The organism is Fischerella muscicola PCC 7414 (assembly GCF_000317205.1).
Lineage (GTDB): Bacteria > Cyanobacteriota > Cyanobacteriia > Cyanobacteriales > Nostocaceae > Fischerella > Fischerella muscicola.
In genome coordinates this window covers 1-19,214 of record NZ_AJLK01000042.1, presented here as the reverse complement: position 1 = coordinate 19,214, position 19,214 = coordinate 1, and the positions used below count along the sequence as shown (strand labels likewise).

Sequence of the window (19,214 nt, the reverse complement as noted above, 5' to 3'; positions counted from 1 at the left end):
TGTTATATTGAGGCTTGTAGTGAGTGCTGAAGCACTCATAAAGAACAGTGTTTTGATCAACACATGACTAACGGTAAACTAAGAGACAAATCTGTTAGTCAGTAATCCGATGAGCCTGTGTATTAACCCTCACTGCCCAAACTCTCAAAATCCAGACAACATTTTGTTTTGTCAAGCGTGCGGTTCCGAATTACTACTACAACGTCGCTTTCGGGTAGTAAATAGGTTGGGCGGTGGTGGTTTTGGAGTGACATTTGAGGTAAAAGATATACGCAGCAACGCTCCCAAAGTCCTGAAAGTACTGACTCAATCGGAACCCAAGGCGATAGAGTTATTTCAACAAGAAGCAGAAGTTCTCGCTCAATTAAATCATCCTGGCATTCCCGAAGTCGAACCAGATAGCTATTTTGTATATTTTCCTAGAGATAGCCAACAGTCGCTGCACTGTTTGGTAATGGAAAAAATAGAAGGAATGGACTTGTATGAATACATGAAACAGCGAGACTTTCGCCCCATAGATCAAAAATCAGCAGTGCAATGGTTGACTGAAATTGTCACCATATTGCAACAAGTCCACAATCAAAACTTTTTTCATCGAGATATTAAGCCATCTAACATCATGCTTAGGGCTAATGGCGAACTGGCATTGATTGATTTTGGCACAGCACGAGCAGTCACACAAACCTACTGGTTTGCCCAGGCTCAAGGTAATGTTACAGGTATTATTTCCGCAGGTTACACCCCACCAGAACAATTTAGCGGACAGGCTGTACCCCAGTCTGATTTTTTTGCTTTAGGTCGCACATTTGTATTTTTGTTGACAGGAAAAGAACCAAATAACTCAGCAATTTATGATGCTTATACAGCCCAGATGCGCTGGCGTGATTATGCTAATAACATCCTGCCGCAGTTTGCAGATTTGATTGACCAAATGATGGCACATTCGCCTGATCAGCGTCCAGGAAATACACAGTTGATTTTACGAAGGTTAGGTGAGATTGACCAAATTTTGCATCCGCGTCAGCCTCGTTCTACTGTTCCAGTGTCTGCTAGTCCATCAGTTCCACCGATACAGCCAGTATACACACCTCAATCAACAACACCAGCGACAGCGCCTGTTCAAAACAAATCTTTTGGATGGGGCTTTTGGCTAAAGTGGTTATTAACATGTATTGTTGGTGAGGGTGTAAATAATTCTTTTTATATTTGGTTGGCTATTCCTACGCCTACGCCTTTAGGCTATGGTGTGAGTGCAGCAGTAAGCGGAATTGTTACAGGGACAATTCAATGGCTGATTTTGCGATCGCATTTTTCCAAAGCTGGTTGGTGGGTGTTGGCTACCACTGTTGGTTTAGGCGTGGGTTATTTTCTCGGTGGTATGGTGACGACTATTAATGCTATGACATTCAATACGATTGGCTATAGTATCGCAGGGATAATGCAATGGTTTATTTTGCGAAAGCACTTTTCCAAATCTGGTTGGTGGGTATTGTCAGCTATTTTTGGTGGGGCTTTAGTCGGAATTACATACTCAGTTACCCCCTTTTCGTCTAATTTGACAATCGCATTTATTTACGGAGCTTTTTGCGGTACTTTGTATGGAGCATTGACAGCAACTGTATTAGTTTGGCTTCTTTATTTACTCATTGGCGTAAAGCTATTATTCTACAATAATTAATAGTACTTTTTTAATTTCATAACTGATGGTTCAAGTTATTCAAGCACAAACTGTTAACATTACATACCTAAAAGAAAAATTTGGTTTACAGCTAGCCGATAGTGATCAATTCTTTACTGAGTGGTTTGAGAATTTACCAGTAATAACCGCGCAAGAAAAGCAAACTCTAGATAGAGTTAAAACTAATTATCTGAGCCTGGTTGAGGGTCGCCCTATCTCTGAAGAAATGGTCAAAATGGTGGTGCTAGCTCCCTTGCTAGATTTAGCTGGATTTTATCGTCCTCCGTTTGACATCCAAACCGAACAATCTATAGAAATTACCTTAGAAGATGCAGGAGAAATTGCACGGGAACGCATTGATGTCTTAGTCATCAAACAACAGTTTTGGCTACTTATAATTGAGTCTCAAAGTGCAGGATTTTCTCTTTTGACAGCCATACCACAAGCATTAGCTTATATGCTGAGTAATCCTAACCCTAAGCGACCAGCTTTTGGATTAGTGTTGAATGGCAGTGATTTTATTTTCTTGAAATTGACTAAACAAGATTCACCTATATATGCTTTGTCTGATGAATTTACACTTTTAAAGCGCAAAAATGAATTATATAAAGTTCTGAGTATATTAAAAAAGCTAAGTCAAATTTTAATTAAATAACTATGTCTAATCGTCCTATCTACCTCGATAACCACGCCACCACACCTGTAGATGAACGGGTACTAACAGCGATGCTACCCTACTTCACCGAACACTTTGGCAACCCTTCCAGTATCAATCATGTTTACGGTTGGGAAACGGAAGCAGCTGTTAAAAAATCACGAGAAATTTTAGCGACAGCGATCAACGCCACACCAGAAGAAATTATTTTTACTAGTGGTGCAACAGAAGCGAATAATTTAGCTATCAAGGGAGTTGCAGAAGCTTATTTTCAAAAAGGGCAGCATATTATTACTGTTGCGACTGAACATAGTGCCGTACTTGATCCTTGTAAATATCTGCAAACTCTCGGTTTTGAAATTACAATTCTGCCTGTTCAAAAAGACGGACTGATAGATTTAAATCAATTAGAAAAAGCCTTTCGTTCTGACACAATTTTAGTTTCGGTGATGGCAGCTAACAATGAGATTGGTGTGTTGCAGCCATTAGCGGAAATAGGTGAAATGTGCCGTGGGCGTGGTGTAATTTTTCATAGTGATGCTGCTCAAGCTATTGGTAAGATTCCTTTAGATGTGCAGGCAATGCAAATTGATTTGATGTCACTTACAGCACACAAAGTCTACGGTCCCAAGGGAATCGGTGCGCTGTATGTTCGGCGTCGCAACCCCAGAGTGCAATTAGCTCCCCAGCAGCATGGCGGTGGACATGAGCGCGGGATGCGTTCTGGTACTTTGTATACACCGCAAATAGTCGGTTTTGGTAAGGCGGTGGAAGTAGCTGTGCAAGTACAAGCTACAGAAAACCAACACCTCACCCAACTCCGACAGAGATTATGGGAGCAGCTTTCTGTGTTAGAGGGAATTTATCTTAATGGTCATCCTACTCAACGACTGGCAGGAAATTTGAATATTAGTGTTGAGGGAGTGGATGGAGCCGCATTGATGTTAGGCTTACAACCAATCATGGCGGTATCTTCTGGTTCGGCTTGTTCTTCGACAACGACTGCACCTTCTCATGTTCTGACAGCCTTGGGACATTCAGAACAGTTGGCTTATGCGTCGGTGCGATTTGGTATTGGTCGGTTTAATACAGCAGAGGAGATTGAACGGGTGGGACAACATGTTATTTCTACAATTCAAAGTTTACGCAAGCAAAAATTAATAGTTTAATTTCAGGATGCTTTACGCTTTAAAACTAAATAATTCCCACCGTCTTCATGAATTGAATAGTCTTCATACAAATTATTTAACAAACCAGCTCCACCAAAAGCGAAGCCAAGTGTAACCAAAGCTAGGGCTGCGTGAGAGCCGACAAAAGCTGCTACACCACCTATCTTCTATAATACTCCACCACTGATGAGTCTTTACTATTATTAGCTAATGTATAATGTATAAATAATAACTTCAGGTACAGCAGAGGAGAAGCAATGCAAAATTCCAAAATTAATATTAAATTTGTACGAGTCTTTCAATCAGTTATCGTAGAGGTTTTTCTAAGTGTGGTAATAGTAACCCTTACGCAGGAGTAAGATTTTTTTATCCATGAACCTAGCTACTCTACTTAATTGCTGCTCGCACAACTTCTATTGCTCGTTCTTTTTGCGGGTCTGCACCTTGAGCGTATTCTAATGGCAAGGGAACGTTGATATCTGGTGCGACTCCTTTACCTTCTAGTCTTTGATTGCCGTTTATAAATACATCTGCAACTGCAACGTAAACTAAGCTACCATCTTCCATAAAAAAAGGACGACCAGCAACTACTGCTCCCGCAGTCTTAGTGCCAATTACAGGGCCGATTTTGTGTTGCTCAAAGCCGTAGGCATAAATTTCTTTGCTGCTTCTGCTTCCTTCGTTGATTACCATCGCTACTGGCTTTTTCCATTGGGATATATAAGTATATTTTTTGCCATTGCGGGAAACACTGGTAACAGTTGGCCCTGCTTCAGCGGTGAAGAGGTTAAGAGAATTAACATCTCCCCCACCCCAGCCGTCTCTAAAGTCTAAAACTAATCCATCTGCATCTTTGAGGCGACCATAAATTATTTCTGATTGCAGCTGCTGTTGGTCTTCGTTGGCTGCGTGTGACCAAATATGAATATAACCGACTTTTTTACCTTCCCGTTGTATAGTCTGGATGCTGGCTTGCTGAGCATCGATAAACATGGTCTTGGCATCAAAGTTTTTGGGTGCGATCGCAATTTCTGTTCGACTGCTGGGTGTGGCTGAACGCTGAATTAATAATTTAACTTCTTCTCCTGCTTTTCCTACAAAGGATTGTATAGGTTGGTAGGAGCGACCATCGACACTGAGAATTTGATCGCCAATTTTTAACCCGGCTGCGGCGGCTGGACTTTTATCAAGAATATTGCTGACAAAAGTTTTGCCGTTGATGTCTTTCGTAAATGCACCAATGCCAGTGTATTCTATTTTGCCTTTAGGCAGGAATTTGGGTAGCTGTTTTTGTAATTCACCGCTTCTGGGTACAAAAATGCCTAAAATCTGATAGTAAGCAGGCTCTTCTTTGGTGTAGTAGCGGGTGTGAGAAGTTCGCAATTCACTAAGCATTTGATTAATCGTAGCTGCAAATTCTTGGCTAGATTTGGTTTGTGCAGCTTGGGCTTTATACTTTTCCCGCATCGCTTTCCAGTCGACACCATTAAACTTTGGATCGTAAAAGTTATCGTTGACTGTTTGCCAAACTTGTTCAAAGATTTTAGTTTCTGGTTTAGCGAGTATCTTCGGTAATGGCGAGGCGATCCAAAACAGGAGTAATACTGAAAAACTCATCAGCATTACTGCAACAAATTTAAGTAACCCAGACAGCTTAGGTCTTTTCATAATGCGGTTTTCCTTTTGCGTCTCAGATTGGGTGAATGTCCACCAGACGCAGGCTTGTTAATTAAATTTAGAATTAGGCAGAGGGCAGGAGGCAGAGGGCAGGAGGCAGGAGGCAGGAGGCAGGAGGCAGGAGGCAGGAGGCAGGAGGCAGGAGGCAGGAGGCAGGAGGCAGAGGGCAGGAGGCAGGAGGCAGGAGGCAGGAGGCAGAGGGCAGGAGGAAGAAAATATTTTTTTGCCATGCCAGGTGTTTAATGCCGGGGAAAGAGTCTACCGTGCTGGTTCCTCTGTCACAGGGTTTAAAGGCACCATTATTTAATTATGAAAAGGGTAAAAGGATTTTTTTAAAGACTCCCAAAGTGAAGAAAAAAGGTGTCCTTGTTTAAAACCCCTCAATTTATTGATAGGGTTTCCTTCTGCCAACTGAGCCTCTTGCCATCTGCCTTCTCATGTCAATTCTGAATTTTTCCATTACAAGAGATTGCTGATGAAATTCTTTTGCTTTTAGTTCCCCTGACAATACATAAATAATTCTTCTGATAGTTTTCCTTCACATATTTTGGTGACGGAACCTGTCATTAAAATTGTGAATCTCGGCTTCGCTACCGTCAGGATTGAAAATACGAAGTGCAAACTCTCCAGTTGTCGCAGGTAATGGCCCCAACAAAATACCATCGGAACCAATACCAAAATGACGATCGCAAATTACTTTGATTTCAACAGGTGTGAGGGCAAAGGGTAAATCTTGGGGATGAATCACCACATAATCGTTACCGAGAGCATGATATTTATAAAACTTCACCATCTCTAAAATCCACCTTAGCTATACCTTAATGGCGACTACGCGAATTCTACGGTAATCTGCCCACCAGCCCCAAATCTTGCTATATACCTTAGCAGTTGTTGAAAGAGACTTCTTGTGAAATAGATCCCCGACTTTTCAAAAAAGTCGGGGATCTTGTTTACCTAACTTATTGAGACACTTAAAGAAACTTTAACTATTTTTTAACTGTTCTGAGAAGCACATTTAGCGATCCCCGAGTAAAGATATAGAAGGACAAAAATACTACTCCGAACACACTACCATTCCGGGAAAACTACCTCCCTAGAGTTAAGCTTTTCCTGGATTAGACAATCTCTGCAAAATCCACAAAAGGGGGTGAAGTAGTATGCTTTGTGACAGCTGTAGGCGTCAGCAATCCTGCTTGCCGATGCTATTTTCCAAAAATGATCCGCAGTTACAAAAAATGCTCAAAAATCTGAAAAGATGTGAGTTGCGTATAGCCAAGTAAAACTTTACTTACAGCGCGATCGCTGATCTTCGGGTTGTCACACCATTAATTATTTTGATAGCACCGCTATCTCAGATAACTCTTCTAGCAACCGTCGAATTTCTGCCACCGTGTTGTAGTGTAATAGTCCAACTCGCACCAAACCACCACTAGTTTCTACTCCTAACTTTTCAGTCAAATTGCTGGCGTAGAAATTGCCGTGCCAAGCAAAAATACCGCGATCACCTAACATTTTTGCCACCATCTGGGGAGATTGCCCCTCTAGTCGGAATGCTACCGTTGGTGTCCGCCAAGCAAAGCGTGCTGGATCAGTAATACCGTAGATAGTTAGGCCAGGAATCATCTCCAAAAGCCAAGAAATCAGGCAATTGCTAAGTCCTGCTTCATACTGTTGAATAGCCCTCATTGCAGTTACTAAAGCAGCACGTCGATTTGGAAAGGATGACGATGTTGAACGGCTGGGGGGACACCGAAATGTTTCCCATTTGCCTGCATCAGCTTTGAGGAGATCATAAAGCAAGTGATTTTCTCTTGAGGGCGAGACTTGACAACCTATTTTTGCCAAATAATTAATTGCTGCCACCATCCCCGCTAAACCCTCGTGGTTAAGTGTACCAGTTTCCCAACGAAATGGTACTTCGTTGGAAGCGGGGCGTACTTTGTAAGGTTGAAAACGGGCCAGATGTTCGTGTTTGCCGTAGAGAATGCCGACATGAGGCCCAAAAAATTTGTAGGCAGAACAGACAAGAAAATCACAATCGAGCGATCGCACATCAATGGGGCCATGAGGTACGTAGTGGACTGCATCAACAAAAACTAACGCCCCGACAGCATGAGCAAGCTGTGCGATCGCAGCAACATCATTAATTGTACCGACAGCATTAGAAGCGTAACCAACTGCGACTAAACGTGTACGCTCATTTATCTGCTGTTCAAGGTCGCTCCAATTGAGAGTACAGTCTTCAACATTAATATCAACAAAACGGACAGTTGCACCACGTTCTGCCAATGCACACCAAGAAGAAACATTAGCATCGTGATCGAGGCGTGTGACAATGATTTCATCACCAGGTTGAATTTCCCGACCAATAGCCCGACTTAAAGCAAACGTGAGCGTAGTCATGTTTGCACCGAAGACGACTTCAGTGGCGTCACATCCAAGTAAATCAGCCGCCGCAGTCCGGGCCGAATCAATCAGCGCATCTGTCCGCGCACTTGTAGCAAAAGCCCCGTGGGCATTAGCATTTGACCTCACCAGGTAATCAGCGATCGCATCTATTACTGACCCAGGTACTTGTGTACCTCCCGGCCCATCAAAGAAAATCACGGGTTGGTTGTTAATTGTTTGAGTCAATGCCGAAAACTGGGCACGAATCCTTTGGATATCAAGACCTAGTGCATTCATAGCTGACCGACTCCTGGCTTTGAGGCTAGTACTGCTCTGTTAGAAGTCAAATTTGAGCTTTTGTTAGAGAGTATATTAATTACACAGTACCTTACTAGTGCAAGCAGGCTTTTTACCTAATTTTGACTGCATAGTTATCTTTGCCATGCTGTACTAGTAATATTTTAACCTCTGCACCCTTGCCATTGCCAGAAATTACACATCGTAAATTCGGCACTCATCCGCTTCTGGATGGTCTTGACAATAATTTTCCAAATAGGTTTGAGTCTTGGTTGAGTGTAAGCGGTGAGATTTTTCCGCTTGTAACTCTTCAACGATATCCCAAGCCACAGCACAAGCACTAGAGTTACTGCCATTTAAATCACAGGCTTCCCGTGCTTGTGCGATCGCTTCGACAATAGCTTGTTCAAGAGTTTTAGCCAAATTTTGTTCAGAAAGAGTATTAACCATGATATTTCAGCTGACTGTGCTGAGTATAAACAACAGACACCTTTACTTTATAAAGGCTGATATCAACATACAGTGGGATAAACCGTAAATTCTGTATACAAATTACCAGGTATGTAAAACCATCCGTGTACCCTGCACCGTAGACACGGAGTGGCTTCCGTAGGTAGCCTATGAGCGCGTCTACATCGGTGTTCGCGCATCACTCACCTATGCAACCTAGTTACAATCTCGTGGAAATCTCGAACACAGATACACACCGATACACACCGATAAAAACCATCCGTGTTCATCCGTGTTCATCGGTGTTCGTTCATCACTCACCTATGCAAACTAGTTATAATCTCGTGGAAATCTCGAACACAGATACACACCGATGCACACCGATAAAAACCATCCGTGTTCATCCGTGTTCATCGGTGTTCGTTCATCACTCACCTATGCAACCTAGTTACAATCTCGTGGAAATCTCGAACACAGATACACACCGATACACACCGATAAAAACCATCCGTGTTCATCAGTGTTCATCGGTGTTCGCTCATTACCCACCTGTGCAACCTAGTTATAATCTCGTGGAAAAGTACACAGATACACATCGATACACACAGATAGACTTGCAATGGAACAAATCAAAAAATACTGGTGACTTTAACAACTTATTGAGGAAGGAAAACCCTAGAATTTTTTGATTGATTTTAGAATAGTTAAATTTTAATTAAATCATTTTACTTTCAATTAAATAATTCGCTATACAACCAAGATATAGATCAACAATTGATGATGTTCCCAAAGTGCCATAGGAGTAGGACTTAATAATTTATAATATTAAACCTAGCATGTGTCCGCCTATTAACCTCATATTAACTAAAAACATGAATAACACCATTGCCGATTATAAAATTATTGAAGTTATTTATGAGGGTAATACTACCTGTGTTTATCGTGGTTTAAGAGAGTCAGACCAAACATCAGTAATTATTAAAATTCTCAAAACTCAATATCCTACCATAGAACAACTGACCCGATTCAGATACGAATATAAAATACTCCAACCCTTAGTGATAGAAGGAATTGTTAAACCCCTGGCTTTGGAAAATTATCAAAATGGTCTAGCACTAATATTTTCAGATTTCGGGGGAGAGTCTCTCAAAGATTTTATTAATAAAGAAAATTTTGAAATAAGCGTTTTTTTGCAGATTGCAATTCAATTATCTACAACCCTTGCTCAGTTACATAAAAATAATATTATTCATAAAGATATCAAACCACAAAATATTCTCATCAACCCAAAAACAAGTCAAGTCAAAATTATCGATTTTAGTATTTCATCTTGCCTATCAACAGAAGGTTCGATAGTTAGTAATCCCAATTTGCTTGAAGGCACTCTCGCCTATATGTCACCAGAACAAACTGGGAGAATGAACCGTTCGATTGACTACCGAACTGACTTTTATTCTTTGGGCGTTACTTTTTACGAAATGCTAACGGGACAGTTGCCTTTTCCAGCTGCTGATCCTTTAGAACTAGTTCATTGTCACATTGCTAAAAGTCCTGTACCACCGAAAGAACTCAATCTAGAAATTCCCCAAGCAGTTTCTGATATTGTGATGAAACTATTAGCCAAAACTGCTGAAGAGAGATATCAAAGTGCCTTGGGACTAAAAGCTGATTTAGAAGAATGTCTGAGAAAACTGCAAGCGACTGGTGAAATTGAAAACTTCATAGTTGGTCAGCTTGATTTATACAGCCAATTTATTATTCCGCAAAAACTTTATGGTCGTGAAACAGAAGTTGCTACCTTGATGGATGCCTTTGAACGGGTGGCAAACCCCCCTATTTCCCCAGAGGAATTAAGGGGGGTAGAAATGATCTTAGTCAGTGGTTACTCAGGTATTGGTAAATCTTCCTTAGTAAATGAAGTTCACAAAACTATCGTCCGCCAGCGGGGTAATTTCATTTCTGGTAAATTTGACCAATTTAAGCGAAATATTCCTTATGCTTCCTTAATTCAAGCCTTTCAGGAATTAATACAGCAATTGTTAACAGAAAGCCCTGAAAAAATAGCAGATTGGAAAATCCGAATTTTAGAAGCTGTCGGTGCCAACGGTCAAGTTATTATCGACGTTATTCCCGAAGTTGAACGTATTATTGGTTCTCAGCCAACTGTTCTTCAATTAGGCCTAACTGAATCACAAAACCGATTTAATCGGGTGTTTCAACAATTTATTCATGTATTTTGTAAAAGAGAGCATCCGCTGGTACTCTTTTTGGATGACCTTCAGTGGGCAGATTCTGCTTCTTTGAAGTTAATTCAACTGCTCATGAATCACCCAGCTAGCCAATACTTCTTACTGATTGGAGCATATCGAGATAACGAAGTTAGTGCAACTCATCCATTGATGTTGACTTTGGAGGAAATTCAAAAATCTGGTGCAGTTGTCAATAATATTGTCCTCAAAGCTTTGGATATTAATCATGTGAATCAGTTGGTTAGTGATATCCTTCACAGTGATACTTTGAAGACAAAGCTTCTGGCTGATTTAGTATTTAATAAAACTCTCGGCAATCCATTTTTCTTAACTCAGCTACTCAAATCCCTGTACCAGGAAAATCTATTGGTATTTAATTTTGACGAAGGTTGCTGGCAATGGGATATGGAACTGCTGCAAGACATTAATATCACAGATAATGTTGTTGAGTTAATGGTTACACAGATTCAAAAGCTATCAGCAACAACAATTAATGTCTTAAAATTAGCTGCCTGTATTGGAGATAAATTTACTCTAGATGTTCTGAGTATTGTTAATCAAAAATCCTTGTCAGAAACAGCAACAGATTTGTGGGAAGCTCTCAAGGCTGGCTTGATTGTACCATTGAATCAGTCTTATAAAATTCCTTTAGTTGTGACTGATGAGGAAAAAGAACTACTGACAAATAAACGAGAAGAACTGATTATTCCCTATAAATTTTTACATGATCGAGTGCAGCAAGCGGCTTATTCTCTGATTGCAGGTTCACAAAAAAAAGAAACTCACCTCAAAATTGGTAGATTACTACTACAAAACACTGCGATCGCAGAACGACAAGAAAATATTTTTGCTCTGGTTAATCAGCTAAATTACGGTATCGACTTACTTACCTTAGAGTCGGAAAAATACGAACTGGCTGAACTTAATCTCATCGCTGGTCAGAAAGCAAAAGCAGCGACGGCCTATGAGTCTGCTATCCGCTATCTCAAGTTGGGTTTAAAGTTATTGCCTGCAAATAGCTGGCAGAATCAGTATGAATTATCCTTGGCACTCTATGAGTCAGCAGTAGAAACAGCCTACCTGAATGGTGATTTTGAGCAGATGGAGAAATGGGCAACTATTGTCCTGCAACAGGCAAAAACCCCTACCGACAAAATGAAAGTTTATGAGGTGAAAATTCAAGCCTGTATGGCCCAAGTCAAACAGCTGCAAGCGATTAAGATTGGGTTAGAGGCGCTAGAACTGCTGGGGGTAAGATTACCTGAGTCTCCAAGGGACTTAGATATCCAGCAAACCTTGAACCAAACAGCAACAAATTTGGTTGGGAAAAACATAGAAGACTTGATTAACCTGCCGTTAATGACACAGGTAGATAAGCTAGCAGCCATACGTATGCTGACTAGTATGGGTTCTCCTACCTATCAAGCTGCACCTGCGCTGTTTCCGTTAGTTGTATGTGAACAAGTCAATTTATCTATTAAATATGGAAATTCACCCTTCTCGGCTTATGGTTATGTTTGTTACGGTGTCATTTTAAACGGCATAGTTCAGGATATTGAATCGGCTTATAAATTTGGGAAGTTGGCTTTAAGCCTAGTGGAACGCTTCAACGCCTTAGAAATTAAGACAAGTGTGTTTTTTGTAGCAGGAGCATGTACGATGCATGGCAAAGTTCATGCTAGAGAAACTTTGCCACTTCTACAGGCTGGTTACTCCTATGGATTAGAAAACGGACATTTTCAGTATGGTGGCTATGCCGCTATGCAAAAATGTCAGTATTCTTATTACATTGGTCAGGAACTGCCAAAACTTGAACGAGAAATGGCAACAACTAGTACTGCCCTTGCTCAACTCAAGCAAGAAAACGCTTTAAGCTGGAATCAAATCTTTCAACAGTCAGTTATTAACTTGCTTGAACCTTGTGAAAATTCCTGTTGTTTACTGGGTGAAGTGTACAATGAGAATACAGCATTACCGCTGCTTCAAAAGGCTAATGATAGAACAGGACTCCACTATTTTTATTTAAATAAACTTATCCTTTGTTATCTGTTTGGGCAGTACGAGCAAGCATTAGAAAATGCAGTCCAAGCTGAACAATATTTAGATGGGGTGAAAGCATTTCTTGCTGTACCAGTATTCTATTTCTATGATGCTTTAGTCAAACTTGCAATATATCCATTAGTATCACCTTCACAACAAGAATATCTTTTAAGAAGAGTAATTAGTAATCAGGAAAAAATGCGAAAATGGGCAGATCATGCCCCGATAAACTTTCAGCATAAATATGACTTGGTGGAGGCAGAGAAAGGGCGGGTATTAGGTCAATATTGGCAAGCAATGGAATATTATGACCAAGCAATTGCTGGTGCTAAAGAACAAGGATACATGCAAGAAGAGGCACTGGCCAATGAACTGGCAGCAAAATTTTATTTTGAGTGTGGTAGAGAAAAGGTAGCTCAGACTTATCTAATTGATGCTTACTATGGATATATTCGCTGGGGAGCAACAGCGAAAGTTAGAGATTTGGAAGCAAGATATCCTCAAGTTTTTTCTCGGATATCGGAGCGAAAAATCCCAGAAACAGAAATAAATTTGTCAATTAACTCTACAAATACAGATATTTCCGTAGGTTTCGATTTAGCCACAGTTACGAAAGCCTCGCAAGCTCTTTCTGGAGAAATTGTCTTAGATAAGTTGCTGACTAAATTGATGTATATTGTTATCGAAAATGCTGGTGCAGAAACAGGATTTTTAATTTTAGAAAAAGCAGGAAAATTATTTATAGAGGCTTCGGGAAGATTTGATCAAGATGAGATAAATGTGCAGCAATCAACGCCTGTAAATTCTAGTCAGCAGTTACCAATATCTGTAATTAATTATGTGTATCGAACTCACCAAGATGTTGTTTTAAATGATGCAACTAGTGAGGGAGTTTTTACAACAGATAGCTATATCATTAATCACCAGCCAAAATCTATATTGTGTACGCCAATTATTAATCAAGGTAAATTAATAGGCATTCTTTACTTAGAAAATAATTTGATTATTGGAGCATTTACACCAGAAAGATTAAAAGTTTTACAACTGTTATCTTCTCAAGCAGCAATCTCCATTGAAAATGCTCGTCTTTATAATGATTTAGAAGAATATAATCGGAATTTGGAAGCAAAAGTACAACAGCGAACCCTAGAGTTGGAAGCCAAGAATTTACAACTACAACAAGAAATTCGCGATCGCCAACGCGCAGAAGAAGCAGCCGCAGCCGCAAACCGTGCTAAAAGCGAATTCCTAGCTAACATGAGCCATGAACTCCGCACCCCACTTAATGGTATTTTGGGTTACGCTCAAATTTTCCAGAAAAGTAAAAATTTAACTGAACAGCAAATAAATGGTGTAAACATTATTTATCAATGTGGTGAACACTTACTCACATTAATTAACGATATTTTAGACGTCTCAAAAATTGAAGCTCGGAAAATGGAACTTTATTCCAAAGAATTTCATTTTCCGATTTTTTTGGATAATATTGTCCAAATGTGCTTCGTTAATGCCCATAAGAAAGGAATTTCTCTAGTTTACAAAGTATTATCTCCCCTACCAACAATTGTCCGAGCCGATGAAAAACGCTTGCGCCAAATTTTGATTAATTTACTTAGCAATGCTATCAAGTTCACAGAAAAAGGTAGTATAACTTTCACAGTGGATGTGATAGGTGATAGGAAAGGGGTGATAGGAAAGGAAGAAAAACCGAACCAATTCCCCATTACCAATTACCAATTACCAATTACCAAAATTCGCTTTCAAGTAGAAGATACAGGCATTGGCATTGCACCTGATAAATTAGAAGAAATATTTTTGCCATTCCAGCAGGTGGGTGAGGACAGTCGTAAGCCAGAAGGAACAGGATTAGGATTGGCAATTAGCCGTCAATTAGTGCAGATGATGGGCGGTGAACTGAAGGTGAAGAGTAGTTTAGGTAAAGGGAGTATTTTTTGGCTAGATTTGGATTTACCAGAGGTTGATCAACAAACTAATGCTCAAAATTTAGATGAGCGTAATATTATTAGCTTTGTTGGTTCTAAACGCAAAGTTTTAGTTGTAGATGATAAATGGGCAAATCGCTCTGTATTGGTTAATATATTACAGCCTTTGGGATTTGAAGTCATAGAAGCAGCAAATGGTTTAGATGGTTTGAACAAAGCACAGCAATTTAAGCCAGATGTGATTTTTATGGACTTGGTGATGACAGTAATGGATGGCTTTGAAGCTACTCGTCGCCTAAGAAATTTACCAGAACTGAAGGAAGTAGTAATAATTGCCGTCTCGGCTAGCGTTTTTGAGTTTGATCAAAAACAGAGTTTAGGAGTAGGTTGTAATGATTTTCTCTCCAAACCAGTGCGGGTAGCGGAGGTTTTAGAAAAATTACGGGTTCACTTGGGGTTGGAATGGGTTTATGAAGAGGCAAGAAGTAATGGGCAGCAGCAGGAAGATATTAATCCAAAATCTCAAATTTCCATTCTCGCTCAGGAGTCTAAAGAAGAGCTACAATTTATTGCTCCACCAGCAGAAGAGCTAGCTATTTTGCTAGATTTAGCAATGAGGGGTGATATCAAAAGTATTGCCCAAAAAGCAGCTGAATTAGAGAAATTAGATGAAAAATTGCTTCCTTTTGCCAGGTATTTACGCCAACTTGCCAAAGGTTTTAAAGGTAAAAAAATTTTAGAATTTCTCAAAAAATATTCATAATAAGAGGATTTATGAAAACTGATTTAAATCAAAAGGGTGTCATCCTGATTGTGGATGACACTCCCACCAACCTCGAAATGCTATTTGATTTTTTAGGAGATTCTGGATTTACAGTTTTAGTTGCAGAAGATGGTGAAAGTGCGATCGCTAGAGCAGAATATGCCCCACCCGACCTGATACTCTTAGATATACTCATGCCAGAAATGGACGGTTTTGAAACATGCCGTTGTCTGAAAGGCAACGAATTAACAAAAGACATTCCTGTCATTTTCATGACTGCACTTTCCGACACAGTAGATAAGGTAAAAGGCTTAAACCTTGGTGCAGTCGATTACATTACCAAACCGCTTCAGCATGAAGAAGTTTTAGTGCGCATTGAACTACATCTGAAACTGCGGAATTTGACGAAGGAACTCAAAGAGCAAAATCTGCATTTGGAAGCAGAGATTGCCGAACGCAAGCAAGCAGAACAAAAAATCCGCGAACAAGCTGCTTTGCTGGATATCGCTACAGATGCGATTCTCTTGCGCGACTGGGACAATATCATTCATTATTGGAACCAAGGGGCTGAACATTTGTACGGATGGCAGGCGCAAGAAGCAATCGGTCAGAATGCTAATCAGCTTCTATATAAACCAGAAACTGTTTCTCAACTGCAAAACATCTATAAAAGTTTAGCCAAGTCTGGTTCGTGGCAAGGTGAATTGCATCAGATTACTAAAGAAGGCAAAGCAATTATTGTTGCGAGTCGCTGGACTTTGATGCGTGATAAAGACGGGCAACCAAAATCTATTCTGACAGTTAACACCGACATTACAGAGAAAAAACTACTCGAAAGTCAATTTCTGCGTGCCCAACGCTTAGAGAGTGTTGGTACACTTGCTAGTGGTATTGCCCATGATTTGAATAATATACTGACTCCAATTTTGACAGCATCCCAACTACTGCAACTAAAATACTCCAACGTTGATGAGCGGAATCAACAATTGTTTAAGACTATAGAATCTAACGCCAAACGGGGGGCTGCTTTGGTGAAGCAAGTGTTGCACTTTACCCGTGGTGTGGAAGGCAAGCGTACAATTGTGCAAGTTAATCACTTGTTCTCGGAAATTCAGCAGATTGTCGAAGAGACATTTCCCAAATCCATTGAACTTGCTACGAATATCAAACCAGACCTTTGGGCTGTGATTGGAGATGCTACCAATCTGCATCAGGTAATCATGAATTTAGTAGTCAACGCCCGTGATGCTATGCCTAATGGCGGGACTCTGAGTATTTCCGCGGAAAATATCTTTATTGATCAACAATACGCCCGCATGAATCTTGATGCCTGTGTTGGTCCCTACATTGCAATTACTATTGCAGATACGGGAATGGGGATGCCAACAGAAATACTAGATAGAATATTTGAGCCTTTTTTCACCACTAAAGAGATTGGTAAAGGTACAGGCTTGGGTCTTTCCACCGTGAGAGGAATCATTAAAGGTTTCGGTGGTTTTGTCAACGTGTCCAGCCAAGTGGGTAAAGGAACTGAATTTAAAGTATTCTTGCCAGCAGTCGAAGCAGCTGTAACACCGCTATCAGAAGACTTAGAACTGCTCAAAGGAAACGGAGAATTAGTGTTAGTTGTCGATGACGAAGCCAAAATTCTTGAGACTACCAGAATTTCCTTAGAAACTTATAACTATCGGGTAATGGTAGCTAAGGATGGAATTGAAGCGATCGCACTTTATGCCCAGTATCAAGATGATATTAGCATTGTGTTGATGGATATGATGATGCCATCGATGGACGGTGTAACCACAACTCGCACCTTACAAAAAATCAATTCCTTAGTCAAAATTATTGCTGTCAGTGGTTTAGCAGCCAACGATAAACTGACAGGGAATGCCGCAGTGAAAGCGTTTATTGCTAAACCGTACACCACAAAGGAATTATTGCAAACTTTACACAGTGTTTTGTACCAAGAATCAATGAGTGTAGAGAGTGAAAAGCAGTGGAAACATGGAGTAAGGGGTATGAGGGTGTAAGTTGCGCCTAAGATTATCAGTGTGCATCGATGTCCCTACGGGAAGCCGATGGGCGCGTCTACGTTTAATTTTTCATCTCCTCGTTGTGGGCGAGCCTCCTTACGGAGGAGCTACGCTAACGCCCGTGAGAGTCTGTCTTGAAAATAGCGATCAGGGATGAACCTAACAGCAAACCCATAATCCATCTGTGTTAATCGGTGTTAATCGGTGTACCTTACGGAAGCCTATGAGCGCGTCTACGTTAAATTTTCATTTCCTCCTTGTGGGCAATTGCCCGTGAGAGTCTTGCACTACAATTATCAAAAATATATAGGAATCATATTTGATTTCGGAAAAAGACTACGAGATAATACGGAGGATATATCTGTCTAAGAAAGAACAATGATAAATCAGCATCTACAAGCAGCGATCGCACAACTACAAGAATTTATAGATCATCGCCCTTTGTTCGCGCGAGGTGAGGAAGGCTTTGGCAGTGAAACTGATTTATCAAGGCTATAAGTATGAGGAAATTCAAACGATTTTAGATGTCTCGGTTGGTTCAATAACAAGCACCGAAAATAGGGCTGGCTCTTTTTCTTGGTTTGAAGGGTTTTAAAGTCTCGTTCACCACAAAGTTTGTAAAGCTTCTATTTTTAGTGAGGGAAGTAGCAGCATAATTAAGTTACTTCCCAGAATCATTAATAATAAGTCATTGGATGCGGATATGGAAACGATGAAGTTACGAGCGCATATTGGGACGGATGGTATATTGCAAATCTAGACACCCACTGATTTTAAAGATACTTCTGTTGAGGTAGTGGTGGTTGTTCAGCCGTTACCCGATGCAGAAGTTGCAACATCAGAAGAAACCCATGAGCGTTATAACGCTTGGGGAAAGCCCACGACGAAAAAATCAATAAGTAATGCAATTACCAGAATGCGACAATTATAGCGAGAAGTTGCGTTGGATAAAACCTCAATTCGCTCCATGATTGAAGAGGGGCGAAGATTTTAATGTTTTTAAAAATTTCGTCTAGCAATCCAGGTTGTTTGTCTAGCTTGGTGTTAATTTGGGGGCTGCGCATTCAATGTTAAAAACCTTTGTATATGCCGTCTACGGCTGTTTTGTTGTATTGGTAGAGGTAAGGTTGCTGCCAATCAATAATCCTCACTTGTTTCTGATCTTGTAGCAACCACACCAACATCTTTAGGGTGATTAACTGTGCTTTATTTAGGTATAGTTAATTTCTCTCAATCACTACAATAATTAGGTTTAACTTCTTAGTTGTTAAGATAACAATTTCAATTAATCTAACTTAGAAATTATTAACGGTAACTTAACAATAAAAGTTGTACCCTGCCCAATACCATGACTAGTAGCCGCGATTGTACCACCGTGAAGTTCCACCAAATTACGAGCGATCGCAAGGCCTAACCCTAGCCCTTTTTTTGCATCTGGGGCTTGACGGAAAGTATCAAAGATATATGGCAGAAACTGGGCATCTATGCCGCAGCCAGTGTCACTGATGACAAGCTGGGCTTGATTTTCTTCAACTGCTAGAGAAACTTCAATTCTTCCCCCGTTGGGAGTAAATTTAACAGCATTGGTGAGTAAATTTAAGATAATTTGTTGTATACGGTGCGGGTCGCCACTAACTGTCACTGGTAAAAGCTCAAGCGTACACTGCAAGCTAATTTCTTTGATTTCTAACGATTGCCGCACTGTCGCGATCGCAGCTTCAATCACTTTTTGCAGTTCAACTGGCTCTAGATTCAGGGTAATTTTACCCGCAGTGATGCGCGAGATATCGAGCAAATCTTGAACCAGTTTGGCTTGGAGAGTGGCATTGCGTTCAATCGTCTCCAGAGATTTCATCAACATGGCTTGATTAC

The 19,214-nt window shown here is 40.4% G+C and carries 10 protein-coding genes and 3 pseudogenes; 8 read left to right on the top strand and 5 right to left on the bottom strand.

From position 1 onward, the window contains the following. The first annotated feature begins 109 nt into the window (after positions 1–109). The 3 genes from UYI_RS35655 to UYI_RS0106805 are packed head-to-tail and all read left to right on the top strand — an operon-like array spanning position 110 to position 3,502. Positions 110–1,678 (top strand): serine/threonine protein kinase, encoded by a 1,569-nt coding sequence (locus UYI_RS35655; protein ID WP_016865930.1) that lies wholly within the window; start codon positions 110–112, stop codon positions 1,676–1,678. A gap of 25 nt (positions 1,679–1,703) precedes the next feature. Further along, complete coding sequence (locus UYI_RS0106810) at positions 1,704–2,333, top strand: hypothetical protein (RefSeq protein WP_016865929.1); 630 nt, start codon at positions 1,704–1,706, stop codon at positions 2,331–2,333. 2 nt (positions 2,334–2,335) lie between these two features. Next, complete coding sequence (locus tag UYI_RS0106805) at positions 2,336–3,502, top strand: cysteine desulfurase family protein (RefSeq protein ID WP_016865928.1); 1,167 nt, start codon at positions 2,336–2,338, stop codon at positions 3,500–3,502. Positions 3,503–3,889: 387 nt separating this feature from the next. On the opposite strand, the gene UYI_RS0106800 is transcribed toward UYI_RS0106805, so the two are convergent. Beyond that, positions 3,890–5,170: a S41 family peptidase gene (locus UYI_RS0106800; RefSeq protein ID WP_016865927.1), complete on the bottom strand. Its 1,281-nt coding sequence runs from the start codon at positions 5,168–5,170 to the stop codon at positions 3,890–3,892. 15 nt (positions 5,171–5,185) lie between these two features. On the opposite strand from UYI_RS0106800, the gene UYI_RS36560 reads away from it, so the two are divergent. After that, the gene (locus tag UYI_RS36560; protein WP_157226304.1) at positions 5,186–5,422 is read left to right on the top strand and encodes a hypothetical protein; all 237 of its coding nucleotides are present in this window, start codon (positions 5,186–5,188) and stop codon (positions 5,420–5,422) included. A gap of 337 nt (positions 5,423–5,759) precedes the next feature. Here UYI_RS36560 and UYI_RS0106785 read toward each other — a convergent pair. The 3 genes and pseudogenes from UYI_RS0106785 to UYI_RS0106775 form a co-directional block, all read right to left on the bottom strand. Continuing rightward, positions 5,760–5,969, bottom strand: a pseudogene (locus UYI_RS0106785) (diaminopimelate epimerase); the annotation flags it as partial. A 539-nt stretch (positions 5,970–6,508) separates the two neighbouring features. Then, a complete protein-coding gene (locus tag UYI_RS0106780) occupies positions 6,509–7,864 on the bottom strand; it encodes a cysteine desulfurase-like protein (RefSeq protein ID WP_016865923.1) in 1,356 nt (451 codons plus the stop codon). A gap of 195 nt (positions 7,865–8,059) precedes the next feature. Beyond that, entirely contained in the window at positions 8,060–8,314 is a 255-nt protein-coding gene (locus tag UYI_RS0106775; protein WP_016865922.1) for a Calvin cycle protein CP12, read from the bottom strand. Between the two features lie 872 nt (positions 8,315–9,186). Here UYI_RS0106775 and UYI_RS0106770 point away from each other — a divergent pair. The 4 genes and pseudogenes from UYI_RS0106770 to UYI_RS34560 all read left to right on the top strand — a co-directional run bounded on the left by UYI_RS0106770 (position 9,187) and on the right by UYI_RS34560 (position 18,336). Then, positions 9,187–15,309, top strand: a complete 6,123-nt coding sequence (locus UYI_RS0106770) for a hybrid sensor histidine kinase/response regulator (protein WP_016865921.1) — start codon at positions 9,187–9,189, stop codon at positions 15,307–15,309. 11 nt (positions 15,310–15,320) lie between these two features. Beyond that, positions 15,321–17,339, top strand: coding sequence for an ATP-binding response regulator (locus UYI_RS0106765; RefSeq protein WP_016865920.1), 2,019 nt, complete (start codon positions 15,321–15,323; stop codon positions 17,337–17,339). 405 nt (positions 17,340–17,744) lie between these two features. Further along, positions 17,745–17,889, top strand: a pseudogene (locus UYI_RS36555) (IS630 family transposase); the annotation flags it as partial. 156 nt (positions 17,890–18,045) lie between these two features. Continuing rightward, positions 18,046–18,336: pseudogene (locus UYI_RS34560) on the top strand (hypothetical protein). A gap of 291 nt (positions 18,337–18,627) precedes the next feature. On the opposite strand, the gene UYI_RS0106750 reads toward UYI_RS34560, so the two are convergent. Further along, positions 18,628–19,214, bottom strand: a 587-nt coding sequence (locus UYI_RS0106750; RefSeq protein ID WP_026085788.1) for a sensor histidine kinase, incomplete at its 5' end; no start/stop codon positions are given.